Annotated in this window: 21 protein-coding genes; 8 read left to right on the top strand and 13 right to left on the bottom strand. The window is 64.6% G+C overall.

Features of this window, described 5'->3' with window-relative positions:
- Positions 1 to 110: 110 nt before the first annotated feature.
- The gene (locus ALTAJ2_RS05295) at positions 111 to 1,475 is read right to left on the bottom strand and encodes an adenylosuccinate synthase (protein WP_007108200.1); all 1,365 of its coding nucleotides are present in this window, start codon (positions 1,473 to 1,475) and stop codon (positions 111 to 113) included.
- Positions 1,476 to 1,869: 394 nt separating this feature from the next.
- On the opposite strand from ALTAJ2_RS05295, the gene ALTAJ2_RS05290 reads away from it, so the two are divergent.
- Complete coding sequence (locus ALTAJ2_RS05290) at positions 1,870 to 2,175, top strand: hypothetical protein (protein ID WP_007108199.1); 306 nt, start codon at positions 1,870 to 1,872, stop codon at positions 2,173 to 2,175.
- Positions 2,176 to 2,418: 243 nt separating this feature from the next.
- On the opposite strand, the gene ALTAJ2_RS05285 is transcribed toward ALTAJ2_RS05290, so the two are convergent.
- From ALTAJ2_RS05285 to ALTAJ2_RS05265, 5 genes are all read right to left on the bottom strand, one after another.
- The gene (locus ALTAJ2_RS05285) at positions 2,419 to 5,187 is read right to left on the bottom strand and encodes a DUF7527 domain-containing protein (RefSeq protein ID WP_007108198.1); all 2,769 of its coding nucleotides are present in this window, start codon (positions 5,185 to 5,187) and stop codon (positions 2,419 to 2,421) included.
- Between the two features lie 48 nt (positions 5,188 to 5,235).
- On the bottom strand, positions 5,236 to 5,514 hold the full coding sequence (locus ALTAJ2_RS05280; RefSeq protein WP_006186471.1) for a UPF0058 family protein: 279 nt from the start codon (positions 5,512 to 5,514) through the stop codon (positions 5,236 to 5,238).
- Between the two features lie 69 nt (positions 5,515 to 5,583).
- Complete coding sequence (locus ALTAJ2_RS05275; RefSeq protein WP_007108197.1) at positions 5,584 to 6,228, bottom strand: DUF998 domain-containing protein; 645 nt, start codon at positions 6,226 to 6,228, stop codon at positions 5,584 to 5,586.
- Positions 6,229 to 6,339: 111 nt separating this feature from the next.
- Positions 6,340 to 7,506 (bottom strand): ABC transporter ATP-binding protein, encoded by a 1,167-nt coding sequence (locus ALTAJ2_RS05270; RefSeq protein WP_007108196.1) that lies wholly within the window; start codon positions 7,504 to 7,506, stop codon positions 6,340 to 6,342.
- Positions 7,507 to 7,606: 100 nt separating this feature from the next.
- Positions 7,607 to 8,077 carry a DUF5793 family protein gene (locus ALTAJ2_RS05265; RefSeq protein WP_007108195.1) on the bottom strand — a complete coding sequence of 157 codons (471 nt, stop codon included), beginning with the start codon at positions 8,075 to 8,077 and terminating at the stop codon, positions 7,607 to 7,609.
- Between the two features lie 421 nt (positions 8,078 to 8,498).
- Between ALTAJ2_RS05265 and ALTAJ2_RS05255 the strand changes: the two genes are divergently transcribed.
- Genes ALTAJ2_RS05255 through ALTAJ2_RS05240 form a run of 4 tightly spaced genes read left to right on the top strand, consistent with a single transcriptional unit; the run spans position 8,499 to position 11,159 of the window.
- The gene (locus ALTAJ2_RS05255) at positions 8,499 to 8,972 is read left to right on the top strand and encodes a 30S ribosomal protein S15 (protein WP_007108193.1); all 474 of its coding nucleotides are present in this window, start codon (positions 8,499 to 8,501) and stop codon (positions 8,970 to 8,972) included.
- A gap of 6 nt (positions 8,973 to 8,978) precedes the next feature.
- The gene (locus ALTAJ2_RS05250) at positions 8,979 to 10,193 is read left to right on the top strand and encodes a hypothetical protein (protein ID WP_007108192.1); all 1,215 of its coding nucleotides are present in this window, start codon (positions 8,979 to 8,981) and stop codon (positions 10,191 to 10,193) included.
- Positions 10,190 to 10,528 (top strand): KEOPS complex subunit Pcc1, encoded by a 339-nt coding sequence (locus ALTAJ2_RS05245; RefSeq protein WP_007108191.1) that lies wholly within the window; start codon positions 10,190 to 10,192, stop codon positions 10,526 to 10,528. The genes ALTAJ2_RS05250 and ALTAJ2_RS05245 overlap by 4 nt, the downstream gene beginning before the upstream one ends.
- Positions 10,521 to 11,159 carry a 30S ribosomal protein S3ae gene (locus ALTAJ2_RS05240; protein ID WP_006185248.1) on the top strand — a complete coding sequence of 213 codons (639 nt, stop codon included), beginning with the start codon at positions 10,521 to 10,523 and terminating at the stop codon, positions 11,157 to 11,159. The genes ALTAJ2_RS05245 and ALTAJ2_RS05240 overlap by 8 nt, the downstream gene beginning before the upstream one ends.
- 190 nt (positions 11,160 to 11,349) lie before the next feature.
- On the opposite strand, the gene ALTAJ2_RS05235 is transcribed toward ALTAJ2_RS05240, so the two are convergent.
- Positions 11,350 to 11,781, bottom strand: coding sequence for a cupredoxin domain-containing protein (locus ALTAJ2_RS05235; RefSeq protein WP_007108190.1), 432 nt, complete (start codon positions 11,779 to 11,781; stop codon positions 11,350 to 11,352).
- Positions 11,782 to 11,888: 107 nt separating this feature from the next.
- On the opposite strand from ALTAJ2_RS05235, the gene ALTAJ2_RS05230 reads away from it, so the two are divergent.
- The 3 genes from ALTAJ2_RS05230 to ALTAJ2_RS05220 all read left to right on the top strand — a co-directional run bounded on the left by ALTAJ2_RS05230 (position 11,889) and on the right by ALTAJ2_RS05220 (position 15,947).
- Complete coding sequence (locus tag ALTAJ2_RS05230; RefSeq protein WP_007108189.1) at positions 11,889 to 12,614, top strand: protein sorting system archaetidylserine synthase; 726 nt, start codon at positions 11,889 to 11,891, stop codon at positions 12,612 to 12,614.
- A 66-nt stretch (positions 12,615 to 12,680) separates the two neighbouring features.
- A complete protein-coding gene (locus ALTAJ2_RS05225) occupies positions 12,681 to 14,021 on the top strand; it encodes a HEAT repeat domain-containing protein (RefSeq protein ID WP_007108188.1) in 1,341 nt (446 codons plus the stop codon).
- Positions 14,022 to 14,138: 117 nt separating this feature from the next.
- Positions 14,139 to 15,947: a phospholipase D-like domain-containing protein gene (locus tag ALTAJ2_RS05220; RefSeq protein ID WP_007108187.1), complete on the top strand. Its 1,809-nt coding sequence runs from the start codon at positions 14,139 to 14,141 to the stop codon at positions 15,945 to 15,947.
- A 291-nt stretch (positions 15,948 to 16,238) separates the two neighbouring features.
- Here ALTAJ2_RS05220 and ALTAJ2_RS05215 read toward each other — a convergent pair whose 3' ends face one another.
- The 6 genes from ALTAJ2_RS05215 to ALTAJ2_RS05190 all read right to left on the bottom strand — a co-directional run bounded on the left by ALTAJ2_RS05215 (position 16,239) and on the right by ALTAJ2_RS05190 (position 26,419).
- On the bottom strand, positions 16,239 to 16,673 hold the full coding sequence (locus tag ALTAJ2_RS05215) for a metal-dependent transcriptional regulator (protein WP_007108186.1): 435 nt from the start codon (positions 16,671 to 16,673) through the stop codon (positions 16,239 to 16,241).
- 133 nt (positions 16,674 to 16,806) lie between these two features.
- Positions 16,807 to 17,301, bottom strand: coding sequence for a hypothetical protein (locus ALTAJ2_RS05210; protein ID WP_007108185.1), 495 nt, complete (start codon positions 17,299 to 17,301; stop codon positions 16,807 to 16,809).
- 91 nt (positions 17,302 to 17,392) lie between these two features.
- The gene (gene sufD / locus ALTAJ2_RS05205; RefSeq protein ID WP_007108184.1) at positions 17,393 to 18,613 is read right to left on the bottom strand and encodes a Fe-S cluster assembly protein SufD; all 1,221 of its coding nucleotides are present in this window, start codon (positions 18,611 to 18,613) and stop codon (positions 17,393 to 17,395) included.
- A 1-nt stretch (position 18,614) separates the two neighbouring features.
- Positions 18,615 to 20,045: a Fe-S cluster assembly protein SufB gene (gene sufB / locus ALTAJ2_RS05200; RefSeq protein ID WP_007108183.1), complete on the bottom strand. Its 1,431-nt coding sequence runs from the start codon at positions 20,043 to 20,045 to the stop codon at positions 18,615 to 18,617.
- 60 nt (positions 20,046 to 20,105) lie between these two features.
- Complete coding sequence (locus tag ALTAJ2_RS05195; RefSeq protein ID WP_007108182.1) at positions 20,106 to 21,017, bottom strand: ABC transporter ATP-binding protein; 912 nt, start codon at positions 21,015 to 21,017, stop codon at positions 20,106 to 20,108.
- A gap of 224 nt (positions 21,018 to 21,241) precedes the next feature.
- A complete protein-coding gene (locus ALTAJ2_RS05190) occupies positions 21,242 to 26,419 on the bottom strand; it encodes a DNA polymerase domain-containing protein (protein WP_007108181.1) in 5,178 nt (1,725 codons plus the stop codon).
- Between the last annotated feature and the right edge of the window lie 125 nt (positions 26,420 to 26,544).

Genomic DNA, 26,544 nt, shown 5'->3' with positions numbered 1-26,544 from the left:
GCCGACAGCAAAAGGTTTCGGGAACGACGTGAGCGAGTCGCTCGCGACCCGCCGTGGGGTGCCTATCGGGAATCCGCGAGAAAAATCCGGCGGTTACGCCGGAGAGGACGTCACTCGTACGGGTTCTCGACGACGACGGTCTCCTCGCGGCCGGGGCCGACGCCGACGGCGTAGATCGGGGCGTCGAGTTCGTCGCTGATGTACTCGAGGTACGTGCGTGCGTTCTCCGGGATCGCCTCGTACCCGTCCTCGGCGACCGCGGTCCAGTCGACGTCCGGCCAGCCGTCGAACGACTTGAATGTGGCTTCACAGCGGCCCCACTGTTCGGTCGTCGGGGGCATGGTGAAGATTTCCTCGCCGTCGAACTCGTAGCTGTGGCCGACTTCGACCGTGTCGAGGCCGGACAGGACGTCGATGTGGTTGACCGCGAGTCCGGTAAAGCCGTTCGCGCGCGCCGCGTGGCGCAGCATCGGCATGTCGAGCCAGCCGACCCGCCGCGGGCGGCCGGTGACGGTGCCGTACTCCCCGCCTTCGTCGCGGATGGCGGTCGCGAGCGCCTCCTCGTCCGCGCCCGCGCCGTCGGCTGCGTCGTAGTCCGGCGTCTGTCCCTCGACCCCACCGAGTTCGGTCGGGAGCGGCCCGGTCCCGACGCGGGAGAGATAGGCCTTGACGATACCGATGACCTCGCCGTCCCCGATGACGGTCGGTCCGAGACCGGTGCCGACGGTCGCGCCGCCCGCCGTCGGGTTCGACGAAGTGACGTAGGGGTAGACCCCGTGATCGATGTCGAGGGAGGTTCCCTGTGCTCCCTCGAGCATGACGTTGTCGCCGGCGTCGATCCGGTTCTGGAGGAAGGTCCCGCAGTCGACGGTCATCCCCTCTTCGGCGAGGCGCTCGCCGTACTCGCGGTAGGTTTCGTAGAGGTGATCGATATCGAACTCCTCGCCGGTCTCCTTGTCGAAGACCTCCTCGGCGAGGGCTTTCTTCTGGGGAACGACGTACTCGAGGCGTTCGCGGAGCGTATCGGGGTCGAGCAGATCGCCCACCCGGACGCCGCGACGGCCGGCCTTGTCCTCGTAGGTCGGCCCGATGCCGCGCTTGGTCGTCCCGGCGGCGAGGTCCTCCTTCTCTTCCTCCTCGATGCCGTCGAGCGCGCGGTGATAGGGGAGAATAACGTGGGCGCGCTCGGAGACCCGGACGTCCGGCTCGAGACCGCGTTCGCGGAGGGTATCGATCTCGTCGAACAGCGTCTCGGGGTTGACGACGCAACCGTTACCGAGGACGCCGATCTTGCCGCGAACGGCTCCCGACGGCACCAGCGACAGTTTGTACTTCTCGCCGTCGTGGACGACGGTATGTCCAGCGTTGTCGCCGCCCTGATACCGGGCAACGACGTCGGCGGCGTCGCCGTAGAGGTCGACGACCCCACCCTTGCCTTCGTCGCCGAGTTGCGACCCGACGATAGTGACGGTCATAACAGCGGCGGATTCTTCCCGGGCCGATAAACAGATTTCGGTATACGGGTGACTGACGGGTAGCATCCGGGGTCGGACGCGGGATGTGCCACGCCGCTCGGTCCGATAGCTACCAGTATATATGCGTGCAGGCACAAGGGAGGGTACACGATCCAGATAACCGTTCCGCGGTCGACCCCGGAACCGAGTGTCCGGGACTGACCGACAGCACGGCCCGTCGCCTCCGTGATCGGGTGCGACCCCTGCCGGTCGGCGTCCAACCGGCCGACTGATCCCGCGAATCGCCGGGATCGGAAACGTTAACTACTGACAGGAACGGACATCTAGTCGAAACCGGTCCGTTCAATTGCCGAGAGTAACTTTTAAAAGGCCCAAAGACAAGTTAACAAATGCCATGATAGATAGGCTTGAGAAGGAAGTCGATATGCTGGAACGACATCTCCAGGTCCTGAAGATGGTCATCGAGAACGAACCGATCGGGATCGTCAAAATGTCCAACGAGACCGGCTATCCCCACCACAAGGTTCGTTACTCGCTTCGGGTCCTCGAGGAGGAGAACCTGATCGAACCCTCGAGCCAGGGTGCGATCAAGACCGAGCGGACCGTGGAGTTCGTCGACGAACTCCACGGCAAGATCGATGACATCGTCGAGAAACTCGACGGAATGAAGATCGAAGACGTCGCGGAGATCGAAGGGTAGTCTCTCGTCCAGTTCGGACGCTGTCGCCCGTCCCCGCGACCGACAGCCCGCGCGTTGCCGACTCGCTGACGATCGTATCGCCGTTTTTGTTCCCCGGAGCGTCCCGCTTTCGTCTCCGTATCGCCGCCACGACTGCCGCCGATCGAGACGGCTGCATCAGCCATCGGACACCCGTCGCTCGAGCGGCGTTCGCTGTCGTCCCACTGGTCCGAAACGCCGGCAGTCAGAGCGCGTGCTCGCCGACTACAACTCGGGGACGTTCATGTGGAACCCTTCCGACCGTGATTCGACGAGACAGAGGTGGTAGCCGTCCTTGCGCGAGAGGTTGACGTAACTCAGCTTCGAGCCGCGGCTGAGGAAGCCGCCGCTGGTCGCCTCCTCGGCCACCTCGAGCGCGCCGGGTTCGAAGTAACTCGAGGTGACGGCGAACGCCGCCGCGAGATCGGGGTAGTTGGCCTTGATCGCGGAAGCGGCCTCCTCCAATCCCTCGAGCATCCCCTTCGTCGCCGGCTCCCGGGAGTCGTTGAGCGTCACGAGGACCAACGGGTTCCCCATCTTGTCGAACGCGACGATATCGAAGGTCAGCTCGTCGGGTACGTCCTCGGTGTCGTCGTTCTCGAGCGAGATCGTCGCGTCGAGTTCGGCCCGATCGATGCGGGGGATGGCGTCGTAGAGGTCGATCAGACTGTCCGCGTTACCGGTATCACGAATCTCGTAGAGGACGACCTCGGTGAGCCAGTCGACGAACCGAAACTCCATCGAAGACGGGAGGAAGTCCGCGTACGGCTCCCCGTCGACCGCGGCAGCGGCCGAGTCGAACTGCGTGTGATGCTCGAGTCGGAGGTTCGACGCGACCTCGCTGCGGTCGGCGTCGCCGTCGTGAGCCGTCTCGAGGGTCGGCCGACTCTTCGAGGCGTACCGCACGAAGAGGTTCGTCCCCGAAAGCGCCTGCTGGGCCGAGAGCTGCGTCTCGGCGGCTCCCCCGGAGTCCGCGGCGTCGGCATCGGCGGTGCGCTCGCGTTCGCGTTCCAGTTCCGTCTCGAGGTCCTCGATGCGGGACTGGAGGCGCTCGACCGTCGCGGACAGGTCGTCGTTCGTCGATTGCAGTCGGTCGCGTTCGGCCTCGAGTTCCTCGGCCTTCGTCGCGAGGGTGTCGCGTTGCTCCTGGAGCGTCTCGAGTTTCTCGGTGAGCGCGTCGATCCGCTGTTGCTTCCGATCGGCGGCCCGTCCGTCGGCCGCCGATTCCGACTGGGTGGCCGCCGTCCGCTGGCGACCCCCCGTCTGGGAGCGCTCCGCGCGCGTCTCGGCCGTCGTCGACTCCGCCGTCCGGTCCCCGTTCCGCGAACTGGACCGTGATCCGTCGGATATGGCGGCGTTCGTGGCGTCCGCACCTGCCGCCGATGCGGACGATCGACCCGTCCGCGTACGACGGCTGTCGCTGCTCGAACCCGTTTCGTCCGCCGGGTCACTGTCGTCGGGGTCGATCGACGGAATGCGTCGCGTCTCCCGCCACGCTTCCTCGCGTTCGAGTTGTTCGTCGAGATAGCCGTCCTCGTCGTCCTCGGGAGTGTCACCGGAATCGGCGGTGGATTCCTCTGGTGTCGGTCCGTCCGCCGGCCCGTTGTCCCCTTCCTCGTCGACCCAGGAAATATCGTTGCGCTCTAACTCCTCGGCCGCCGCCTCGACCTCCGCGAGGTCGGGACTCGAGTCCGACGCCGCCTCGCCGTCGGTGTCGGTCCCGGGTTCCGCCTCGTCGGCGGGGGTGACGTCGATGCTCACGTCGGCTCCGCCGTCGTCGGCCGCGCTCGATGCGGTATCGGTCGTTCCGGGCTCGCTTGCCGGCGAGTCGGTCGTCCCGCGGTCGTCAGTCGCCGGCTCCGGTGCGGCGTCGGTCGCGGGTGCGGTCGTGCCGTCGGCGGTCGCTCGCGCGTCCCGTTGGACGCGTTCGGTTGCCCCCTGTTCCCGGCGGTCGACGGAACCGTCCGACGGAACCGATCCCTGAGATTGACCGGAGTCGGTCGTCGGACCGGTCTCGGAAGCCGCGTCCGTCCCGGCGGATGGATCGGTTTCGGGAGCCGAACCGGAAGAGGAGGGGTCCGTCTCGGTGATTCCGCTCGAAGCCGAGTCCGACTCCGTCGCGGCGTCGTCGGTCGCCGTGATCCCCGACGCGTCGCCCGTCAGATCGATCTCTCCCGTCAGCGAGGACGGATCGTCCGCAGCCTCGTCCCCGATCTGATCGCTCCCCGTCGCGCCGACGGTATCGGTCGACTCGGTGCTCGAGATGTCGATCGGATCGATCGCCGAACCCGTCGCACCGACGCCGGGTTCGGACTCGGCACCGTCGCCGCTAGGCGTGTCCGTCCCGGCGGCGGACGCAGCCGGATCGGTCCCCGGAACCGCTCCGGTCGCCGGACTCGAGTCGGAGCCGTCGGTCGTCCCGTCCGTGGGTCCGGAGCCGGCGCTCGCGTCGCCCGTCCCCGGCACGTCGGTCACCTCGATATCGACGTCGGTCACCTCGTAGATGCCGACTTCGTCGGCCGCTCGGTCGAAGGCCTCGTCGCCGGTGAGCAGCCGCTCGGCGTTGCCGATGTAGGCGGCGGCCATCCGTCGGCCGCCGTAGTAGACGGCGTAGTAGTCGCCGCTGAGGACGTTTTCGCTCAGCTCGACGTAGCCGGTAAACGAGCCGCTTTGCAGGGTGTTGTCCACCTCCCGGAGCGGCGTCTCGTTCGTGTAGTACTTCGCTCGTGTGTCACCGCCGCGTTCCTCCATTGCACAGAGCAGGGGAAGCGACGGGTGGGGGGCCTCGTACTGCGTACCAGAGGCGGTTTCGAAGTCCTCGATATCGCCGTCGATGATGCCGATAATACGGCCGTTGAGCATGAATACCCACGTGCCGACAGCCGACACGGCACCGGAGAAATCAGCGGCAGCGAGATCGGAGAGACCATCGAACCCACCGTTGAACGGGCGGGAGTCCCACTCCTCGACGCGCTCTTGCGTGCGCGGGTCCATAGTTCAACAAGCGAGAACCACACTAAATACGTTTCGCCTAGATACTGTCTATATTTTCGACTCCGCGTCCTCGGCGAGCTCCTTCATGCGTTTGCCGATCCGACCGGCGCTCGAGAACTCGTCTTCACTCATCGCGCTCGCGAGCGCATTTCCGAGGACGAAGACCGCGTGTTTGTGTTCGCTTTTCGATTTGTGGACGTGGGACGGATCGACATCGAGTTGACGATAGGGATCGAACAGCGTTTCGTCGACCTCCTCGCGGTCCGAGAAGTACTCCATGATGACGACGAGTTCTTCGTGGAGTTCGAGGAGTTCGTCTTTATGCATACATCTCGTTAGGGACGGTTTCGATTTAAGCGTTGTGTGGCCGAGCATCGCAAAAGCAGCCCGAACGATTTAGCGGTTCGGTCCGTCCGGTTCGCTGTCGTCACGATCACGGACGGTGATCGCGAGCACGAGGATCCAACCGCCGAACGCGACGGCGGCACCGAACTCGGCCACGGCGAACCATGCGCCGGTCTCCGCCGCCCCGCCGAGCGACAGCAGCCACCCGAACCAGACGAGGGGGTGGACGGTACCGAGTCCGACCGATGCGATCGCGAGACGGCCGTCGCCGGCCATTGCCGCCCCGGAACCGTAGATCCATCCCGCAAACGGAGCGACCCCGAAGACCGTCAGCGCCGCGATCCCGTGGAGACTCGTCTCGAGGTAGACGGCCGTGTGCTCGAGAAAGAAGAGCCCGACGCCGATCTGCCCGACGACCGCCGTCGCGAGCAGGCCGACGCCGACGCGCTCGAGGGCGTTCCGGCTCGTGATCCAGCACCGCCAGGCGAAGGGGAGCCCCAACAGCCCGCCGACGATCAGCCCGCCGTTGAAAAGCGGGAACGTCGGCGTCCCGTAGCGACCCATATCCGAGAGGGCGTGCCCCTGCCAGGTGAACGTCTCGGGCGACGCGACGATCGTCGCGACCGTGATCGTCCCCAGCGAGACGATCGTACCGGCGATCCCACAGTACGTCGCAAGCGATGTCCGCTCGGTCACACGTGACCTGGTATGTGCACACCTATCAACGTTCGGCGCGGTGGCTCGAACGCGGCTGCGTGTCACGACAGATCGACGGAGAACCCGGCGTCGATGGCGTTTCGAAACGGCTCAGTCGGCACCCGCGGGGACTTCGTCCGTCTCCGCGTCCGCGCGATGGTCGGCGGGGAACCACGCGAGTTCGTGGTCGGCGGTGACGCGGACGCCGACGCGCTCGTCCAGATCGATCCGGTCGGAGTGGTTGTGCATGCACTCGATGGTCTCGCCGCCGTCGAGTTCCACGCGATAGAGGACCGTCGGACCGAGATACCGGCGGTAGACGACGCGGCCGTCGGCCTCGGCTTCCGCGGCTGGGTAGGCCGTCACGTCGTCGGGTCGGACCAGCAGGTCGACGATGCTCCCGTCGTACTGGTGGGCGAGCCCGTGGACGTCGTCGCGGAGCACGCGGCCGAGCGCGGTCTCGACGTGGTCGCCGTGGACCTCGCCCGGCAGGAAGCTGGCGTGACCGAGGAAGCCGGCCACGAACCGCGATTCGGGCTGTTGAAAGACCTGTTGTGGGGTGTCGATCTGCTCGATATCGCCGTCGTTCATCACGGCGACCCGGTCGGAGATCGAGAGCGCCTCCTCCTGATCGTGGGTGACCGAGATGGCGGTGACGCCGGTTTCCTTGATGATGCGACGGACCTCCTCGCGCATCTCGACGCGCAGATCCACGTCCAGGTTCGAAAACGGCTCGTCGAGCAACAGCATCTCGGGTTCCGGGGCCAGCGAGCGCGCGAGCGCGATCCGCTGTTGTTGCCCGCCTGAGAGTTCGTCCGGATAGTCCTCACCGTGGTCCGCGAGTCCGACGAGTTCGAGGAGTTCGTCGACGCGGGCGTCGCGTTCGGCGTCGGCCCACTCCTGGAGGCCGAAGGCGACGTTCTCGTGAGCGGTCAAGTGGGGAAAGAGCGCGAAATCCTGAAAGACGACGCCGACGCCGCGTTCCTCCGGCGGGACGAACCGCCCGTCACCGGCGACGGTCTCGTCTTGCAGCCGGACGTGTCCGGCGTTCGGCTTCTCGAGGCCGGCGATCAATCGCAGCGTCGTGGTCTTCCCACAGCCCGACGGGCCGAGCAGCGTCAGGATCTCGCCGTCGCGAACGGCCAACGAGAGGTCCCCGATGACCTCCTCGCTACCGAACCGTTTCGCGATGCCGTCGAGTTCGAGGACCGGCTCCGCGGTCGTCGGTGCCTGCGCTTCGTCCTCGACCGCCGTCGTGAGTAGGTGTCCGTTCGCCATAAATCGACTCCGCCGTCTGCCGGCGTATATTGCCTTTAGGCATGCCTAAATGCTTATAACTGCCGGTCCGATCCTGAACGGTGAGAACGAACGGAGACGGCTACAGTTCGACGCCGCTGGGGATCAGGCTGTGCTGGCGGAGCAGGCTGCCCTCATCGTCGTAGACGAGAAACGTCCCTTTGTCGTAGCTGACGAACGGGTCCCCGTCGAGCGTAATCGTGACCTCGTAGCGACCCTCATCGTCGGCGGCATCCTCGCCGTACCCTCGCGCCGCGCGGATGAACTGGAGGACGTCGTCGGCGTCCTCGTTGAGTTCGAGGATGAACTCGCCGGTGATGCGGTTGGTCACGCTCACTACCCCCGTGGTGTCGTCCCCGAGCGGTCCCTGCAGGCGGAGGGCCGCATCCGTTTCGCTCGCCTCGAGAACGTCTCCGTCGGGACCAGTGAGGCGCTCGCGAAGCATGGTCGCCGGGCCGGTGAAATCGATCGATACCGATGGCTTCGCTGGCTCGCCGTCGGTTTCGACCCAGTCGATGTTGGTGACGTCTAACGTGAAGTGCTCGCGCCTCATTCCGTACCCGTCGCTTCGGACTCCCGCGGTATGAACGTAACGCACGAAAAAATACGGTCGACGGACAGTTCATCGAACGGATGGGTGTGGACGTCGCCCTCGAGCCGTCGACTAGGGAGCGAAGCGACGCGAATCGGTCCGGACGCGTCAGGCCATTCGCGTTCGCTGGAGACCGCGTACTCGCCGACGGCGCCGACGCGTCGAGAGCGGGGACTGGCCTGGCCGACCGCGTGCGGTGGGATGGCGATGTAGAAACCCTTTAGTCCCCGACGCGGGAAGTGAGCGTGGGAAGCGCACGGCCGCAAATCCGACTGCGTCACCCCCTCTTCCGGGTGGCTTGGGATTGCGGAAGTGCACGGCGAGAGCCAATACTGTCGTTCGACAGTATACTGAGCGGTCAGTGCGATTCCTATCCTCAACAATGGCACGAATGCACACCCGCCGTCGCGGCTCGTCCGGTTCGGACAAGCCGTCGGCAGACGAACCGCCGGAGTGGAGCGACGTCGACCCCGAAGCCGTCGAAGACCGGGTCGTCGAACTAGCACAGCAGGGCCACGATCCCAGCCAGATCGGGATGAAGCTGCGTGACGAAGGCGTCACCGGCACGCCAATCCCCGACGTCAAGCTGGCGACCGGAAAGAAAATCACCGAGATCCTCGAGGAGAACGACGCGCGATCGGACATCCCCGAGGACCTCTGGAACCTGATGGAGCGTGCCGTGCGTCTGCGCGAACACGTCCAGCAGAACCAGCAGGACCACCAGAACAAGCGTGCCCTGCAGAACACCGAAGCGAAGGTTCGTCGCCTGGTCACGTATTACCGCGGCGACGAACTCGAGGCGGACTTCACCTACACGCCCGAGTTCGCGAAGGAACTCATCGAAGACGCCGAGTAACGTCAGATGTCCACCGAGGGTCGATCCGCCGAGCCGGCGTCCGCCACGAGCGCACTCGAGAGCGCCGGCTTCGTCCGGCTGATCGCCCGCGCCGACGGCGACGGGCTCGCGGCGAGCGGCCTCCTCGCGACCGCGTTGGCCGACCGTGAGACGCCGTTTCAGGTGACCGTCGGACGGACGGTCACGGAACGCTCCGAGCGCGCTCGGTCGCCGACGAACGAGGGTGACATCACGGTCGTCGTCGGCACCGCCGATACGGCCGCGGAGACCGACGAGATTCGCCTCGCGGGGATCGACCGCCCGTCGACCCTCGAGGCCGTCGATCTCGTCCGCGAACTCGGCGCGACGCCGGATCCGGTGCTCGCGCTCGCCGGCGTCGTCGCCGGCGGGAGCGACCCCGGTGCGGGCGAGACCGAGTGGCTCCTCGAGACCGCGCTCGACCGCGGGCTCCTCGAGCAGCGGCCGGGCGTCGCGGTACCGACCGCCGACCCCGCCGACGGGCTCGCCCACTCGACGCGAGTGCGCGCGCCGTGGTCGGGGGATCTCGCTGCGACGCGCGATGCGCTTGCGGGCGCCGTCGACGACGAGTCCGACGCGCTCGACGCGGACGATCACCGCGCGATCGCCTCGCTGGTCGCGCTCGACGCCGTCGGCGCTGCGGAGGCGACCGACGCCGCGGCCGCGTCGATCGGTCGGCTGCTCCGCCCGTACGCCACCCCCAGCCATGCCGTCGCAACGCTCGGTGGCTTGGCCGACGTGCTCGAGGCGCTGGCTCGAACCCAGCCCGGCACGGGAACGGCGCTCGCGATGGGACACGACGTCCGCGACGCCGCACTCGACGCGTGGCGTGAGCGCGGCCGCCGCGCCCACGCGGCGCTCGAAGGCGCGTCGACAGGCCGCTACGACGGGCTGTTCGTCGTCGGCATCGACGACGGCCCCGTCGAGGCGGTCGCGGCGATTGCGGCGGCCTACCGGTCGCCGGAGCCGGCCGTGCTCACCGTCGGAAACGGCGCGGCGGCGATCGCGACCCGCGAGCCCGAGCCCCTCGGCGCGACCGTCGAGGGCATCGCGCGCGATCTCGAGGGGGCGGAGCCGGACGCGGAAACGGACGCCGACGTTACCGACGTCGAGTACGATATCGGGCGGCGGCGCGGCTACCTTCGGTACGACGGAGACGTGGACGACTCGGCGATCATCGCGGCAGCGAGGGACCTACTATGAGCCGGCGAGCGACGATTCGGACGGACCACGACGATGCGACGCTCGTCGCACGGGCGCTCGACCCGGACAACACCGACGAGATGACGACGACCGTCGAACGCGACGGCGTCGCCGACGGGACCGACGGCGACGGCGACCGCACAGGAACGGTCGTCACGCGGATCGACCGCGAGACGACCAGCGGCCTGCAGTCGACGGTCGACGACTACGTCGTCAACCTCGCAGTCGCGATCGACATCGCGTCGCAGGCGCAACTCGTACAGGACGACCGACCGACGGACACGGGACCTGTGTCCGACACCGATACCGACTCAGACACAACACACAATGAGTGAACGATCAGTTTCACGTGCGAAACAGGAAAAGCGGTGGTACACCGTTCTGGCACCCGAGCAGTTCGACCGCCAGGAACTCGGCGAAACCCCCGCTGACGAACCGGACAAAGTATACGGCCGAACGCTCGAAACGACGCTCGGCGAACTCAACAACAACGCCAGCGAGAACAACACCAAGCTGACCTTCAAGATCACCGATGTCGGCAGCGACAGCGCGTACACGGAGTTCGTTGAACACTCCCTGACGCGGGACTACCTGCGCTCGCTGGTCCGTCGCGGTGCCTCGAAGATCGAGGCCTACGTCACCGTCCTCACGACGGACGACTACCGCGTTCAGATCCAGCCCGTCGCGTTCACGACCAAGAAGGCCGACGCGAGCCAGGAGAAGGCCATTCGCGAGCGGATGGTCCAGATGATCGAAGAGGCGGCCGAGGAGCGCTCCTTCGAGGAACTCATCGACAGCGTCGTCGAGGGACGACTCTCTTCGGGCATCTACGGCGAGGCCAAGACGATCTACCCGCTGCGCCGCGTCGAGATCCAGAAGGCCACCCTCGAGGCACACCCCGAGGAAGTCGCCGAAGAGGAAGCGACCGCGGTCGACGTTGACGAAGACGACGTCTCCGCGGACTGATCGCGATCCGCGAGTCGACTCGAGTCTCGCCGGGGCGCGATTCGTTCTTTTGCAGTCGAACGCCGCTTAGCGCTCGCTGTCTTCGTCGACGTAACTCGACCCGGCAGACATCGATTCATCGGCGGGGAGATGGAGCAACGTCGCTCGAGAGAAACAGACCGTCTACAGCGGCGGGGACTCGACTGAGGGGTTACTCGACGACGATTTCGCCGATCATCTCGGCACCCTCGTGTGGAATACAGAAGTACTCGTAGGTCCCCGGGACCTCGAAGGTGTGTTCGAACGTATCGCGCGTTCCGAGGCGGCCGCCGCGGTCCTCCCAAGCCTCGTACGCGGCCGCTTGACTCTCGTAGCCGCCGGACGCGAAGTACTCGGCCTCGTCCGGAATGCCGCTCTCGTAGGCCGTGACGGTGTGGTCGGCCTCGCTGGTGTTCTTCCAGACGACCGTATCGCCGGCCGACACCTCGTAGACGGCGGGCGTGAACTCGGTGCGGTTCATTCCGATGTGACACTCCTCGCCGCCACAGGGGTCGTCGTCGAACGCGCTGAGGACGGACGAACACCCGGCCAGGCTCGTTGAGAGCGCGGTTCCGACGGCGGCGAGACAGGCGCGCCGTTGCATACGGAACCGTACGGAGAGTCGCGGTATAATCGCCCCGGTTTGGCTCTCGAAAACGCCGCCTGCGGAAACGAAAACACGTAAGGTAACGCCCCGCCGAATCCGGGCATATGCTCCCCCGGTTCGTCGGTCGGTTGGGTGTCGCCGACGCGGTGACGATCGCCAACGCCGCTCTGGGGTTCGTCGCGGTCGTCGTCGCGGTCGTCGACATCGATCTGGCCGCCCGCCTCATCCTCCTGGCGGCGATCGCTGACGGCCTCGACGGCATCCTCGCGCGTCGCTACGGCGGCACCGATGCCGGCCCCTATCTCGACTCGCTCGCTGATGTCGCCTCCTTCGCCGTCGCCCCCGCCGTCCTCTCCTTCGTCGTCGTCACCGAGGGCTTCGGGATCGGGTTCGAGTCGGTTACGCCCGTACTCCTCCTCGTGACGGTCGTCTGTGCGCTGTTCGTCGCCATGGCGGTCACCCGCCTGGGGATGTACACCGCCTACGACATCGCCGGCAGCCACACCGAGGGCGTCCAGACGACGCTGGCCGCGACGGTGCTCGGCGCGGCGATTCTCGCGGGCGAGCTTCGGCCATGGCTCGTCCTCACGGTGACCGGCGCGTTCTGTTACCTGATGGTCTCGCGAATCCGGTACCCCGATCTCCTGGCTCGAGACGCCGCGATCATGGGTGTCGTTCACGCGCTCGCGATCCTCGTCCCCGATTTCGCCGGTCGAACGTTTCCCTACGCCCTCCTGATGCTCGGGCTGGCTTACATGACGTGCAGCCCCTGGTTGTACTGGGGCGACGCCGAACGGACCGGCGAGGTCGACGCGCATGGAAACGCTTAGGGCCGTGCTGACACGACCGTAGAGTATGTACACAGTCACGCGTCGGCGTCGTCCCGAGGTGGGACCATGAGCGAGGACGAGGCGAACGGTGACGACGCGGCCGACGAGGCCGAGCCGGACGAAACCGCCGTCGATCTCGAAGCCGTCGGCGAGCGACTCGACGCCGTGGCGGCCGACGTCGAGGAACTCGAGTCGACCCTCGAGGCGGCCGAGACCGAGGACGACTTGGACGTCGTCGAGGCCGATCTCGATTCCGTCCGCGACGAACTCGACAGCATCGAGGTGCCGGAGCCGCCCGAGACCGACGAGGAGGAAGACGAAGACGAGGAACCCGCCCCCGAAGAGGAACTGCAGGAGGAGTACGACGAACTGGAGAGCGATCTTTCGGACCTGGAGTCCGATCTGGACGACCAGCGCGGTCCCTACGGCGAGGACGTCGTGAGCGAAATCGACGACGCGAGCGGCACGATCACGAGCACTCGCTGGACCGAAGAGGGCAACGCCGAACTGATCGAAGCGGTCGACGGCTTCCTCGACGAGTTCGAGGGGCTGCTCGGAGCGTCAGTGGCGTTGGTCGACGAGGGCGAGGACGTCGCCGCCCAGCTCGAGGCGACCCTCGACGACGCGGCCGACGCCGTGGAGGACGCCGCCCTCGACGCCGACGACGACGCCGAAACGATCGCCGGGCTGCTCGAGGCGGCCGACGACCTCCAGAACGAGATCGACGACGCAACCGAGTGGACCGACCTCGAAATCCGCGAACAGCTCCGCCGGGAGGGCTACTACGACGTGCTCGACCACGTCAAGGACTTCCCGCCGGAGTGGCACGCGCTCAAGGTCCACGAGAAGCAGGGGAACGTCGACCAGATCCTGCTCGCGCTCGAGACCTTCGACTCCGACTTCATGGAGGACCACTGCATGGAGGCCTTAGAGCGGATGGGTCCCGAGGAGGCCATCGATCCGATGCTCCAGAAGGCAAACCGGCGCGATCAGGCCGCCATGCGCATCCTCGGCAAGATCGGCGTCGACGACGAGGAGATCGTCGACACGCTGGTCGACTACGTCGACTCCAACCCGAACCTCCAGCGGCCGGCGTTCCGCGCGCTCGGCGAAATCGGTGCCGCGGACGCGGTCGAACCGATCGCCCAACAACTCGTCGCCGACGAGGACGACGTCCGCAGCTGGGCTGCGCGCGCGCTCGGACTCATCGGCGACACGCGCGCCATCGACCCGCTCGCGGACGTCCTCGAAAACGACGAGGCCGACCGCGTCCGGGCCAGCGCCGCGTGGGCGCTCAACCGCATCGGCACCCAGGACGCGCTCGAGATCGTCGCCGACTACGACGACGATAGAGCCTATCTCGTCCAGGCCGAAGCCGAGGGCGTGAACCTCGAGCCCGCGGCCTGACGAGCGACAGGACGGAACCGATTCGATCCGCCCGGTCCGGCCCACGCGTCCGAAATTAGTGCGGGACGGTCGAGTTCTCCCGATTATTTAAGTACGAAGGGGCGGCCAGACGGAGCGATGAACCGCCGGCGTGTGGCCTTCGTCGCGGCGTTCGCGTGTGGTCTCGTCGCCAGCACCGCGCTAGTCGCGGGCTTTGTCGCTGACGGAACGACGGTGGACGGCCGGCCAATCGCTCAAGCACCTACCGGTCCGGACGCGAATGCCACCGCCCTCGACTGTCCGTCCCGAGCGGGTGACGCGACGGCGACGGCCACGAGCCCGCCGACGAACGACACACCGGAGCGACCGCGGATCGCCGCCCTCGCCCCGAATCCAACGACCGACGGCAACGTCGGCGAGTTCGTCGTTCTCGAGACCCCGCCCGACACGCGACTCGAGAACGTCTCCCTCACTGACGGCCACACGACGGCAGCCCTCCCGAACGAGACGGTGTCCGGCCGCGTCGCGCTGAGCACTGCTCCGAACGTCACGCGGACGCTGACCGACGCACCCGTTCTCGCACTCGCGGGTCGTCTCCGACTCGCGAACGACGGTGACGAACTCCGCCTCCAAAACGCCACGACCGAGATCGATTCGGTCACCTACGACCGCGCGCCGACGGCAGCGCGGTGGTACCGAACGGAACCGACCACGAACGGGGCAGACGGTAGCACCGGCGGCCAGTGGTGGCCCACCGGCGCGACCTGTCTCCCCGTCGCGAGCACCGCGGTCGACGAGGCGACGGCGTTCGTCCTTCCCGACACCCCCGAGGTTCCGCGAGCCACGATCCGATCCGCGGACGACCGACTGCTGCTGGCGGGGTACACCGTCACCTCCGACGCGATCGCCGCCGACCTCGTCGACGCGGCCGAACGCGGCGTCGACGTCGCCGTCCTCTTCGAGGCGAGCCCGGTCGGCGGCACGCCCGCACCGACCGAGAGCGTCCTCGAGACGCTCGAGTCCGGTGGCGTCGACGTCCGGGTCATCGGCGGCGAGAACGCTCGCTACCGGTATCATCACCCGAAGTACGCCGTCGTCGACGACCGCGTGCTGGTCACGACCGAAAACTGGAAACCCGCTGGCGTCGGCGGCGAGAGCAGCCGCGGCTGGGGGGTCCGCCTCGAAAGCGAGACGCTCGCGGCCCGACTCGCGACGGTTTTCAGCGCCGATTTCGAGGGTCGAGACACGACGGACGGCAGTGCCTACCGCGCGAACGCCACGTTCGTCGACGACGAAACGCAGGGGTTCTCGTCGCCGGAAGCCGATCCCGAGTTCCCGACGGCTCACGATCCGGCGACGGTCCCGGTCGAGTCCGCCGAACTCCTGCTCGCGCCGGACAACGCCGACGGCCGGATGCAGGCATTGTTGGCCGACGCCGACGACGAGATCCTCGTCATCCAGCCCAGTATCAACGCCGATGTCTCGCTGCTCGAGGCAACCCTCGCGGCCGCCCGCCGCGGCGTCGACGTCAAACTCCTGCTCGGCTCGACGTGGTACAACGCCGACGAAAACAAGGCGCTGGCCGCCGACCTCGAGCGAGTCGCCGACCGTGAGGACCTCCCGCTCGAGGTCCGCCTCGTCGAGGACACAGATCGGTTCGAAAAGATCCACGCCAAGGGCGTGGTGATCGATCGGGAGACGGCGATCGTAGGCAGTGCGAACTGGAATTCGAACTCGCTCGAGAACAACCGCGAGGTGCTCGTCGTGCTCCACGGTGTGGCGGCCGCGAATTACTACGCCGACGTGTTCGAAGCGGACTGGGCGGGCGACTCGTGGCCGCTCCCGATCGGCCTCGGCGTCGCGGTCGTCGTCGCCCTCGCAGCTGGGGCGATCGTCGGCCGACGCTACGTCCGATTCGGTGATCGGGACGGGTCCGACGACCCCTGACCGGGCGTGTCGTGCGGTTAAATCGGCAATTTCGTCGGTCGCTCTCATCGAATTTGGTTCAGCAATCGCTCCCGATGTCGGGCTGCAGCACGTTCGTTATACTGTCGGTGCGGCCCTCCGACCGCAATAGCAACCGCTCGTGAGTGTTTGAGAGACGGGGTAGGTCAGTCAGGTGAACACACGTGGAAACCACGCGCGCTGAAAGGTAGCTGTCTGACCGTGCCGTCTCCTATTCCTCTCTGCTATCCCTATAAAACAGCACCGGTATACGGGTCCGGTAACCGACCCGACTCAGTCGGCCCGACCGCCGGCCTCGAGTTCGAGCAGTTCACAGCAGTCCTGCTCGGCATCGAAACAGTCGGGACACTGGGCGGGCCGGTCGATGATGGTGTCGAGGCGTTCCGCGACGGTATCGTCGATGACGCTTTCCAGTGCGCGGGCCTCGTCGCGAAACTCCTCGACCTCCAGGACGTTCGCGAGGAACCGCTCGATGATACAGTAGGTCTGGAGGGCGTTGTGTGCCCGTTCGAGTCCTTCGTCGGTCAGACTGGCACCTTTGTATTTCTCGTGGTCGACGAGGTCCTGCTCCTCGAGTTTGCCGATCATCTCGTTGACGCTGGCCGGACTCACCTCGAGGAGGTCCGCGAGCGTGCCGGTCGATGCGGGGCCGTCCTCGATGCGCTGGGCCAGATAGATCGCTTTGAGGTATTGATCTGCAGTGTTCATGCCATCCCTCCGTCGGTCGCGTTCCGTGTCGTGTCGGTCCCTCGCCGGCGCACCCGCGGCCGGGCGTCGATGCGTGTCGCGGACGGCGTCAACGCGGTAACTGTGGTGGCCGCGGTCGTGGCGATCGCCCTGATCATGCTCGCTGCTCCATGACCTCGGTCACTTCCTCGACGCCCTCTTTTTCCTCCTCGCGGATGCCGTACAGCGTCTCGAGCAGTCGCTCGCGGTCGACGGCGAACTCGGATTCGGAAGCCTCGATCGCTTCGATCAGGTCGTCGTAGAACTTGTAGGCCGTCTCCTCGTTGGCCAACTGGTCGTAGAGGACGCCGTCCGTGTCCTCCGGCGGCCCGTACTGGGCGTCGACCAGTGCGTTGATCTCCTCGTATCCGACCGTTTCCGCCTCGAGATCGTCGATCAGCGCCTCGAGTCGCTCGCGGTGCTCGGCCGACTCCGTGGCGGCCTCCGCGAGTAACTCTTCCACCTCCTCGTCGAATTCCGCCCGCTCGTCGGGGGGCAGGGACTCGATGTGGTGGGCGGCGCGTGACTCGACGAGTTCCTCCAGCACGACCCCGATCTGGAGCAATCGGGTCAGCTGGTGGTCGCTCGAGACACGCTGTCCCAGGCTCATATCACGACAAGGGAGCCGTGGTTACTTAGTCGTCTCGGAGCGCGGACGGGAACAACGCGAACCAGCGGGAGGGACAGGGGACCGACAGCGATCAGTCGCGCTGTCGGAGTCGAGCGCCGATCAGTTCCTCGAGATCCTCGCTGAGCTCGTCGACGTCGATCTCCTCGAGAACGGGCACGAAGAAGCCCTCGACGAGCATGTTGCGCGCCGCTCGGGGGTCGACACCGCGGGAGGTCATGTAGAACAGGTCCTCCGCGTCAATCTGGCCGACCGTCGCGGAGTGGCTGGCCTCGGTGTCGTGGTTGTTGATGATCAGCTTCGGGGAGGCGTCGGCCTCGCTCTCGTCGCTGAGCATCAGCGTGTTCTCACGCTGGTAGGAGCTGGTGTCCCAGGCGTCGGCGCCGACGTCCTGGACGCCCTCGTAGACCGAGCGGGCGACATCGTCGGTGACACCGCGGGTGACGAGATCCGCGGTCGTGTGCTCGGCGCGGTGCCAGACCTTCGCGTCGAGGTCGAAGTGCTGGTCGTTGTGGCCGTAGAACGCCCCGACGATCTGTGTCTCGGAGCTATCGCCGCTGAGCGTCGTCGAGACTTCCGTCTTCGTGAGTTGGGTCCCGAGGTTGCCCTCGATCCAGTCGATCGTGGCGTAGGTGTCGGCGACGCCGCGCTTGACGGTGAAGTTGTAGGCCTCCTCCGAGAGGTTCTGGAGGCTGCCGTACTGGACGTAACTGTTCTCGCCGGCGGCGACTTCGACGACGCCGCTGTAGTACTGTTCGTCCTGCTCGGCACCGGTCGACTGTCGCTCGAGGATCGTGACCGAAGACGATTCCTCGGTGACGACGAGCGTGTAGTTGAACAGCGAGCGGGAGTTCTGCTCGGTGCGGACGGTAACGTCCTCGGCGTCGACACCTTCGGGGACGTAGATGACCGTCCCGGTGCTAAACAGCGCCGTCGAGAGCGCGGTCAGATAGTTCTCCTGTGGATCGACGATACTGCCGAAGTGCTCCTTGAGGAGGTCCTCGTGCTCGGCGACGGCGTCGCTCCAGGCCAGGACTTCAGCCTCGTCGGGACCGACCTGATCTTTGTCCTCGGCCGCGTTGAGCGGATCGACGAGGGACTCGAAGTCCAGGTCGTGGAGGTTCGTCCAGTCCCGCCCCGGCGTCCGGATGACGTCGGGCATGTCGAGTTCTTTGAGGGCCCCGAGTGCCTCGAGACGGGTCTCGAGGAGCCAGTCGGGCTCGTCGAGATCTCCGCTGATTTCGCGTACCTGTTCTTCGGTCAGATTGGCGTGTACCTGTGTTCCTGCGCTCATATTATCCGAGGCTCCCCTCCATCTCGAGTTCGATGAGACGGTTGAGTTCGACCGCGTACTCGATCGGCAGTTCCTCCGTGATCGGCTCAATGAAGCCGGCGACGATCATCTTCTTGGCATCGTCGTCGTCCAGTCCGCGCGACTGGAGGTAGAAGATGTCCTCGTCGCCGATCTTGCCGACGGTCGCCTCGTGGGCGACGTCGACCTTCGACTCCTCGATCTCCATGTACGGCATGGTGTCCGACGTGGACTCGTTGTCGAACATCAGGGCGTCACACTCGACGGCAGTGCTCGAGTTCTCCGCGCCGTCGGCGATGTGGACGAGCCCGCGGTAGTTGGTGCGGCCGCCGTCCTTGGAGATCGACTTGGACTCGATGGTCGAGCTGGTATCGGGCGCGTTGTGGTAGACCTTCGCGCCGGTGTCGATGTCCTGACCCTCGCCCGCGAAGGCGATGGTGATGTGGGTGTCGGTCGAACCCCGTCCCTTGAGGATCGTACACGGATAGAGCATGGTCGCTTTCGAGCCCATGCTGCCCGAAACCCACTCCATCGTGCCGTTCTCCTCGCAGATGGCGCGTTTGGTGTTGAGGTTGAACGTGTTCTTCGACCAGTTCTGGACGGTCGAGTACTGAACGTGAGCGTCCTCGCCGACGAAGACCTCGACGCCGCCCGAGTGCAGGTTGTGGGTGCCGTACTTCGGGGCCGAACAGCCCTCGATGTAGTGGACCTCCGAGCCTTCCTCGGCGATGATGAGCGTGTGCTCGAACTGACCCATCCCCTCGGAGTTCATGCGGAAGTAGGCCTGAACCGGCATCTCGACGGTGACGTCCTCGGGGACGTAGACGAAGCTCCCGCCGGACCAGACGGCCCCGTGCAAGGCGGCGAACTTGTTGTCGCTCGGCGGCACGCAGGTCGTCATGAAGTGCTCTTTGACGAGTTCGGGATGCTCCCGAACGGCCTCATCCATGTTACAGAAGATGACGCCTTTCTCCTCCCACTGCTCTTGCATGTTCTGGTAGACGACCTCGGACTCGTACTGGGCACCGACGCCCGAGAGGGCGTTCTTCTCGGCTTCGGGAATGCCCAGCTTGTCGAACGTGTCCTTGATCTCGTCGGGCAGCTCCGTCCAGTCGTCGACGCCTTCGCGCTTGTCGACGTCCGGTCGGATGTACGGGATGATCTCTTCGACGTCGAGTTCGGAGAGATCCGGCATGCCGGGCCAACCGGACGGCATCGGCATGTTGTGGTACTGCTCGAGCGAACGCAGGCGGCGCTCGAGCATCCAGTCGGGTTCGTCCTTGTCCTCGGAGATCATGCGAATGACCTCCTCGGTCAGGCCTTTCCCGGATCGGACCGCGGCGTTCTCTTCCTTCTTGAACTCGAACCGGGCCTCGGTGTCTGTCTCTTGTAGGTGGTCTTGATCGGAACTCATTGGTTGATGTAGTTGTGGTTACGGCTGTAGCGTTATTACGGTTGTTCTAGTCGAATCCGGTTACGCGGTGCCGTAGACTTCCTCGCGGACCCAGTCGTACCCCTTGTCCTCGAGCTTCTCGGCGAGCTCGGGCCCGCCGCTCTTGGCGATCTGGCCGTCGAGCATCACGTGGACGTGATCGGGCTCGACGTAGTCGAGGATGCGCTGGTAGTGGGTGATCTGCAGGACGCCGGTGCCCTGCTCGTCGCGCAGTGCGTTGATCCCGTTGGAGACGTCCTGCAGGCGGTCGATGTCGAGCCCGGAGTCGATCTCGTCGAGGACGGCGATCGAGGGCTCGAGGATGGCGGCCTGTAGCACTTCGTTCTGTTTCTTCTCCCCGCCGGAGAACCCGGCGTTGAGGTAGCGCTGGGCGAACTTCTCGTCCATCTCCAGCTGTTCCATCTTCTCCTGGAGGATTTTCTGGAACTCGGCGACGCCGATTTCGCCCTCGTCCGCGGGGCCTTCCATCGGCGAGGACTCGAAGCCCTCGTCGTCCGCCGCGTCGGCCTCGTCGTTCTCCTCGTCCTCGAAGAGTTCCTCGCGCTCCTCGATCTTGGCGTTCAGCGCCGTTCGGAGGAAGTTCGTCATCGTGACGCCTTCGATCTCCGCGGGATACTGGAAGCCGAGGAAGATACCGAGCGCGGCGCGTTCGTTCGGCTCGAGCTCGAGGAGGTTCCAGGTGCGCTGCTCCTCGTCGATCTCGATGTCCTCGCCGAACTCGTCGTCCTCGAGGTGAAGCAGGACGTCGCCCTCGGTGACCTCGTAGGCCGGGTGGCCGGCGATGACCTTCGCGGTCGTCGACTTCCCGGAGCCGTTCGGTCCCATCAGCGCGTGGATCTCGTCCGACTGGACCTCGAGGTTGACGCCCTCGAGGATCTTCTCGTCGCCCTCCGCCACTTCCGCATGCAGATTGTTGAGTTCGAGGCGTGCCATAGTATTCTGTCGTCTGGACAGTGGGTCGTATGACTGATAACGGTTTCGTATCCAATTGGATACAGTCCCGCAGAGTCAAAATAAGTTTCTGATTCGGAAAGCACAGTTCGGATGGTCCGATACGGAACCGTGAGACGGTATCCTGCTTTCCGCGGCGAGACGGACTTCAGATCGGCGTTACGTACCGATTCCGGGGAACGGTTCGGCGTAGTCCGTCGATCAGTTCACATGAACGAGTCGAGTCCCTTCTGCTCTTGCCCGCTTTTCACTTCGTCCCACGAGATGTCCAGCGCTTCGAGGATGCGCTCGATCGGTCCCTGCAGCGTCTTCTCGAGCATCTTGTCGTAGTCGACCTCGAACGCTTCGGGGATCTGATCTTCGTACTCGAAGCAGATGACATCGGGGTCGCGCTTGAACGCACCGTAGAGGGGGTCGGTGCGGGCGTCGAACCCTTCCTCGGCCTCGAGGCGTTCGAAGAAGGACGGATCGACGCGGTCGAGATAGAGTCGCTTGGGTTTGCTCCCGCGCTGGAAGTTGGTCCCAAGCAGCAGGTTGGCGTACTTCGCACCACGGACCTGCGCCGTGTCGGTGTCGTAGTTGTCGAGTCGTTTCCCGATCCCGCCGGGAATCGCGATCTCCTCGAGCGAGATTTCGCCGGCCAGGACGTCCTCGATGACGCCGTTGACGTACTCCTTTGCGCCTTCGATATCGCCCTCGCGGACGATCATCTCGATGACCCGATGCTGGACCTCCTTGGTGATCGGCGCGATATCCGAGCGCTGATACTCGAAGCCGACGATGTCGACGTCGTTGACGTCCTTTCCTTCCTTCCAGGTGATGTGGCCCGCGTAGCGTTTCTTCTTTCCTGCTTGGAAGAACCGACGGTAGAGTTTCTCGAACTCGATCTGGAAGCGGTGGAACTCGGCACCTAGTTCTTCGCGCGCAAAATCGTCGTACCGACCGTTGATGTGTTCTTCGAGGTCGAACGACGTTTCGATAGCTTCCGCTTTCGATACGTCGGTACCGAGTTCAAGCATGACGCTGTCGGTGTCGCCGTAGGTAACCTCGTAGCCTTCCTCGTTAGCAGCGGTCTCGGTAAACTCGATGACTTCGCGACCAGTGGCAGTGATGGCGGATGCTGCTTCCTTGTCGTACAGGCGGAACTGCTCCCAACCCGAGACGCCGTACAGCGATTGACCGACGAACTGGAACTTCCCGTTTCGGCCGGCGAGCAGCGTGTGGTTGTCCTCGACGGTAACGCAGTAAACACCGTCGTCAGCAGTACTTCGAGACGCACTTCGGTGCATTCGAAGCGTGTTTTTCGAGCCCTCAGTGACGTAGATGCGCCACGAGCCGCTATCACGATTGTAGTTTGCTGTTATGCCGAGATGTGCACAGAGACGGAGGACGTCGTCCCGAAGCCGGTCGCTCGAGGTAGTATACCGCCAGGAGTTGACCTGCCGATCGCCATCGCCGTCGATGAGCACCTCGAGGAACCGTCGTTTCTGTTGGCTGCTGCACTCGAAGACAAACTCGGGGATTCGCTTCTCGAAACTGCCGTCGCCACAGTGCGACGTCAATAGATTACCGAGGAGTTTCGATGTGACCGTGTAACACCGATCATCGACGTAGTAGTCGAAACCCATGTCATCGAGCAGTTCGCCGATCGTCGCGTGGTGGTCGACGCCGCCGTCGGCAACCGGCAGTTTGTCCTGTGCCAGGTTTACCGTCGTTGCCGAACCACGGAAATTCTCGCCGAACTGCTTGTCTTCGGACGTATAGACGTTTCCTTCCGTTACGAACCATGCAAGCAGGTCGAGGAAATCGTCTCCATCGTAGGTCCGAGGAATCCATTTCCGGCCGGATTCCCGGTGAATGAAACTCATCTCACAGACCTCTTCGATGTACTCACGGTGTTCCTCGAACTCCTCGTCCGTGAAGACGTACCCCGTTTTGCCGACATCAGCTTTCGGTACGCGACGCGGCGTCCAGCCCAATTCCGCCGTGAACGTACGGCCGTGAACGGACGGCCTGACCCACACTTCGTATTCGCCGTCGATCAGTTCCGTGAGATCGACCTCCTCGAGCTTGTCTCCGTCGGGGCCCGCCCACCCGTGAGGGAGCTCATAGTTCGTCGCTCGGTCGAGGTTTCCGGCCTCGACAAAGCTATACTCGTCTTCCGTGATTCCGTTTGTCTCGTTCTTTCGGACGAGCATGCGGTGATTCGGCGTAACGCGGAAGTCGATCTTGCTCGTCTCGATATCGATCAGATCGCCGTCGTAGTCGGGATAGTCGTGGGTTTCGACGACCGGCTTGATCTCCAGTTCTTCCGTCTCCGGATCGAGCGAATACACTTCGTCGCCGATCTCGAGATCGGTGATCCCGCGCACGCCACTAGGAGTCAAAACCTCCGTATCCGACGTGAAGCAGTTCATGATGACCTTTACCGCCCCCTGCTGGCGGTCGTACTGCTCGTACTCGTGCGATCCGGGCTCGTGTTCGTTTCGCAGTTCCTTCTTCTCCTCGCGCTCGGCGAGCAGTTCCGTGATCATCTCGCGCATGACGCCGTCGGGTTCCTTGCGGAAGTGAATCTCATCGTCGCCGACCGGCGCGACGTAGGTGTCCCCGTCGTACTCGTCGGGATCGACCCTCGTCTCGGGCGAGGCGTTGATCGTCGTCATGCACATCGGGTACAGCGACTGACCGACCCACTGGAAGTTCCCGTTTCGTCCGGCGAGGATGACGTGGTTTTCGGCTGCAGTGACACAATAGACGTTCCCATCATGTCGTTCGACAGTCTCGTTGGATTTCTTGAACGATCCCCGTTTCCCGACGGACACGTACCACGTACCGTCTTTCTGTTTCGACACCGTTGGCTTCTGTCCACACTGGACGGCAATCCTGGATATAGCTCGCATGAGATCGTCACTTTTCGTCCAGAACTTCCCGAGACCGGAGTCCGTACGGTCTCCGTCACCGTCGATCATCGTCTCGAGGAGTATCGAGAGGTACTCGGCGTCGAGATCGAATATCCACTCGGGGAGACATTTTTCGGCGTACCCGTCGCCGCAATGGTCCTCGAGCCACTCGAGGAGGTATCGGTTCGAGACGTTGATTCCTCGCTCATCGACGTTGTAATTGACCGCCATTCGATCGAGGAGCGAACAGATCTGCTCGCGGTGCGTACCGTTCGACTGATGAATCGTAAACCGGTCGGCGGACTGGTCAAGGCTTCCTTCGGTAACGAACCACCCGAGGAACTCGAGCCAGTCGGTCATTTGGAACGAGAGAGGCGCCTCGCGGTGTTGTTTCCCGTACTTCAGGAAAAGTTCGTCAGCGTACTCTCGGATCGTCGACTCGTTATCGCGGAACGTCGAGAGCGGAATCAGATATTTGCCGACCGACTTCTGGATGCCCATCGCTTCGGACGAGCCGTGAACGAGATCGAGCGTCGATTCGACGGGATCCGGCATCGAGTGACGGAACGATCGGAGATCGTCGTCAGTGTAGACGACGACGTGTCCACCCGTGACCTCCTCGTAGAGGTCGAACGTTTCGGGCGCGGCCCCCGTCATCGGTTTGTGATTCGGGAACGCGAACCGATCGGTCTCGGGGATGTTTCGGTATTCGGTGAGTTCGAAATCGTCCGGGCCGAGATCGTCCCATCCACGCGTATTCGAGACGAGGAACTGGTGGTTCTCGGTCACCTTGAGATCGTGTGTGTTCCCACCTAAGTGGTGTAACTGTCCGTATTGGTTCTCGTACTCATGTGTTTCAGATACGGGGGTAATTTCGCACTCGAACGTATCCGGGTCGAGCGTATACATCTCGTCGCCGACATCGAGATCTTTGATATTCGTCGGGCCGTCAGGTGTCATAACCTCCGTATCACCGCTGAAGCACTTCAGGTCCAGTACGGTGACGTTCTCCTTGACGCCCGTGATCGGTTCGAACACCGCGCCGCCCTCGTACTCCTCGCCGGCCTCCTGTTGGCCCTTCGATGGCAGCGCGAACCGCCCGTAGGCCTCGTGGAGGACGTACATGTCGACCGCGTCGCCCGGCGTCGGCGCGTCCTCGAGTTTGCAGCCGACGAACGAGCGCACTTCGTCCCAGAACGGAATGATCTCCTGCTGGCGGTCGAGTTCGACACAAAGCTCGACGTCCCGCAGGTTGTACTCGAGCAACTGCGTGGGGTCGGCCTCCCAGAGGTCGCCGATGTCGCCGGCGTAGCGCTCCTTGCCGACGCCCAACTCCGCCTCCCCGACGGCGTCGAGCCGGTAGGAATCCAGTTCGGAGAAGACCATCCGCTGGTAGCCATAGAGGAGGTCGAAGACGACACGACCCTTGATGTCCGGGCCGCCCCAGTTGCTGCGCCAGACCTCGTCGACTCGCGAGAGACGATCGATCGAGAGGTCGTACTCGTGGTGGGGACCGGCGAGTTCCTCGAGCCGGTCGAGGAAGTACGGCGCGTCGAAATCCTCGAAGTTCCAGCCCGTGAGGACGTCGGGGTCGGTGTCCTCGACGTACTCGACGAAGGCCTCGAGCATGGCCTCTTCCTCCGCGAAGCACCGTACGTCGTGGTCGATCTCGCCCTCGATGGGTTCGTACTCCGTGATCTCGGTCGGAATCTCGCCGTCGCCCATCGGGGCCTCGTAGAGCCACATGACGTACTCGTCCCGATAGGAGTCGTGGCTGGTGAGACAGAGAATCGGCTCCTCGCCGTCCTCGGGGAAGCCCGAGCGGTCGTCGACCTCGATGTCGAAGGTATTCACGCGCGGGGCGGCGTCGACGTCGGCCGCGTCGACCTCGTCGTGGGGAACGACCAGCGAGTCGTCGTCGGCGCGGCGTTCGGGGACTCGAATCCCGCTGCGAACGTCTTTGTCGATCAGAAACCGGTTGGGAAACAGGATGTCGGCCTCGTAGTGGTTGAAGTCGTCGCGGACCTGCCCGACGTCACGGGGTGTCTGGCCGAAGATCTTGGTGAGTTTCTCGCCCCGAATACTTTCGTAGGGCTCGCCGTCCTCGTCGTACTCCCGACTGCCAGTCAACCGGTCGTACTGTTCCTCCGGCGGCCGCTCGAGCGTCTCGGTCGGCGCGTAGAAATACGGTTTGAAGCCGACGACCTGTACGTGCTCTAACTCGCCGTCGGGCGTCCGCCCGAAGACGTGCATGATCGGCCGTTCCTCGTCGCCGTAGCCGGCGATCGTGTAGTCGACCTGCATCACGGCGAGTTCGAGGTCGCCCTCGGATTCGGGCAGCGTTTCCTCGACGACGTCGATCACCTCCGCGGCGTCGGACCCGCCGTTACCGGCGACGGCAACCGCCTCTTCGTCCGGCCGGTCGTCGGTCTCCGCGGAGTCGTCGCCGAACTCCGTGAGTCCGGTCTGGCCCGCCTCAGTCATGATACCGAGGTTCGGAGTCGGCGGATAAAAACCCCTGCAATCCCCGCCCGCGAGACCCGCCGACAGGAGTCCGGCAGCGGACGCTTGCGGGAGCAACAAGACATATAAAGTGGTAACACATAGCA

Origin of the sequence: Natrinema altunense, from assembly GCF_000731985.1 — an archaeon.
Taxonomy (GTDB): domain Archaea; phylum Halobacteriota; class Halobacteria; order Halobacteriales; family Natrialbaceae; genus Natrinema; species Natrinema altunense.
Note: the sequence above shows the minus strand (reverse complement) of the source record. Positions and strands in the feature narration are given on the sequence as shown.

Coding starts and splice junctions, on each gene's coding strand:
- ALTAJ2_RS05230 (WP_007108189.1), top strand. CDS start 11,889: ATGCTCCCCCGGTTCGTCGGTCGGTTGGGTGTCGCCGACGCGGTGACG.
- ALTAJ2_RS05190 (WP_007108181.1), bottom strand. CDS start 26,419: ATGACTGAGGCGGGCCAGACCGGACTCACGGAGTTCGGCGACGACTCC.
- sufB (WP_007108183.1), bottom strand. CDS start 20,045: ATGAGTTCCGATCAAGACCACCTACAAGAGACAGACACCGAGGCCCGG.
- ALTAJ2_RS05225 (WP_007108188.1), top strand. CDS start 12,681: ATGAGCGAGGACGAGGCGAACGGTGACGACGCGGCCGACGAGGCCGAG.
- ALTAJ2_RS05235 (WP_007108190.1), bottom strand. CDS start 11,781: ATGCAACGGCGCGCCTGTCTCGCCGCCGTCGGAACCGCGCTCTCAACG.
- ALTAJ2_RS05290 (WP_007108199.1), top strand. CDS start 1,870: ATGATAGATAGGCTTGAGAAGGAAGTCGATATGCTGGAACGACATCTC.
- ALTAJ2_RS05220 (WP_007108187.1), top strand. CDS start 14,139: ATGAACCGCCGGCGTGTGGCCTTCGTCGCGGCGTTCGCGTGTGGTCTC.
- ALTAJ2_RS05195 (WP_007108182.1), bottom strand. CDS start 21,017: ATGGCACGCCTCGAACTCAACAATCTGCATGCGGAAGTGGCGGAGGGC.
- ALTAJ2_RS05295 (WP_007108200.1), bottom strand. CDS start 1,475: ATGACCGTCACTATCGTCGGGTCGCAACTCGGCGACGAAGGCAAGGGT.
- sufD (WP_007108184.1), bottom strand. CDS start 18,613: ATGAGCGCAGGAACACAGGTACACGCCAATCTGACCGAAGAACAGGTA.
- ALTAJ2_RS05210 (WP_007108185.1), bottom strand. CDS start 17,301: ATGAGCCTGGGACAGCGTGTCTCGAGCGACCACCAGCTGACCCGATTG.
- ALTAJ2_RS05285 (WP_007108198.1), bottom strand. CDS start 5,187: ATGGACCCGCGCACGCAAGAGCGCGTCGAGGAGTGGGACTCCCGCCCG.
- ALTAJ2_RS05240 (WP_006185248.1), top strand. CDS start 10,521: ATGAGTGAACGATCAGTTTCACGTGCGAAACAGGAAAAGCGGTGGTAC.
- ALTAJ2_RS05245 (WP_007108191.1), top strand. CDS start 10,190: ATGAGCCGGCGAGCGACGATTCGGACGGACCACGACGATGCGACGCTC.
- ALTAJ2_RS05215 (WP_007108186.1), bottom strand. CDS start 16,673: ATGAACACTGCAGATCAATACCTCAAAGCGATCTATCTGGCCCAGCGC.
- ALTAJ2_RS05280 (WP_006186471.1), bottom strand. CDS start 5,514: ATGCATAAAGACGAACTCCTCGAACTCCACGAAGAACTCGTCGTCATC.
- ALTAJ2_RS05255 (WP_007108193.1), top strand. CDS start 8,499: ATGGCACGAATGCACACCCGCCGTCGCGGCTCGTCCGGTTCGGACAAG.
- ALTAJ2_RS05265 (WP_007108195.1), bottom strand. CDS start 8,077: ATGAGGCGCGAGCACTTCACGTTAGACGTCACCAACATCGACTGGGTC.
- ALTAJ2_RS05250 (WP_007108192.1), top strand. CDS start 8,979: ATGTCCACCGAGGGTCGATCCGCCGAGCCGGCGTCCGCCACGAGCGCA.
- ALTAJ2_RS05270 (WP_007108196.1), bottom strand. CDS start 7,506: ATGGCGAACGGACACCTACTCACGACGGCGGTCGAGGACGAAGCGCAG.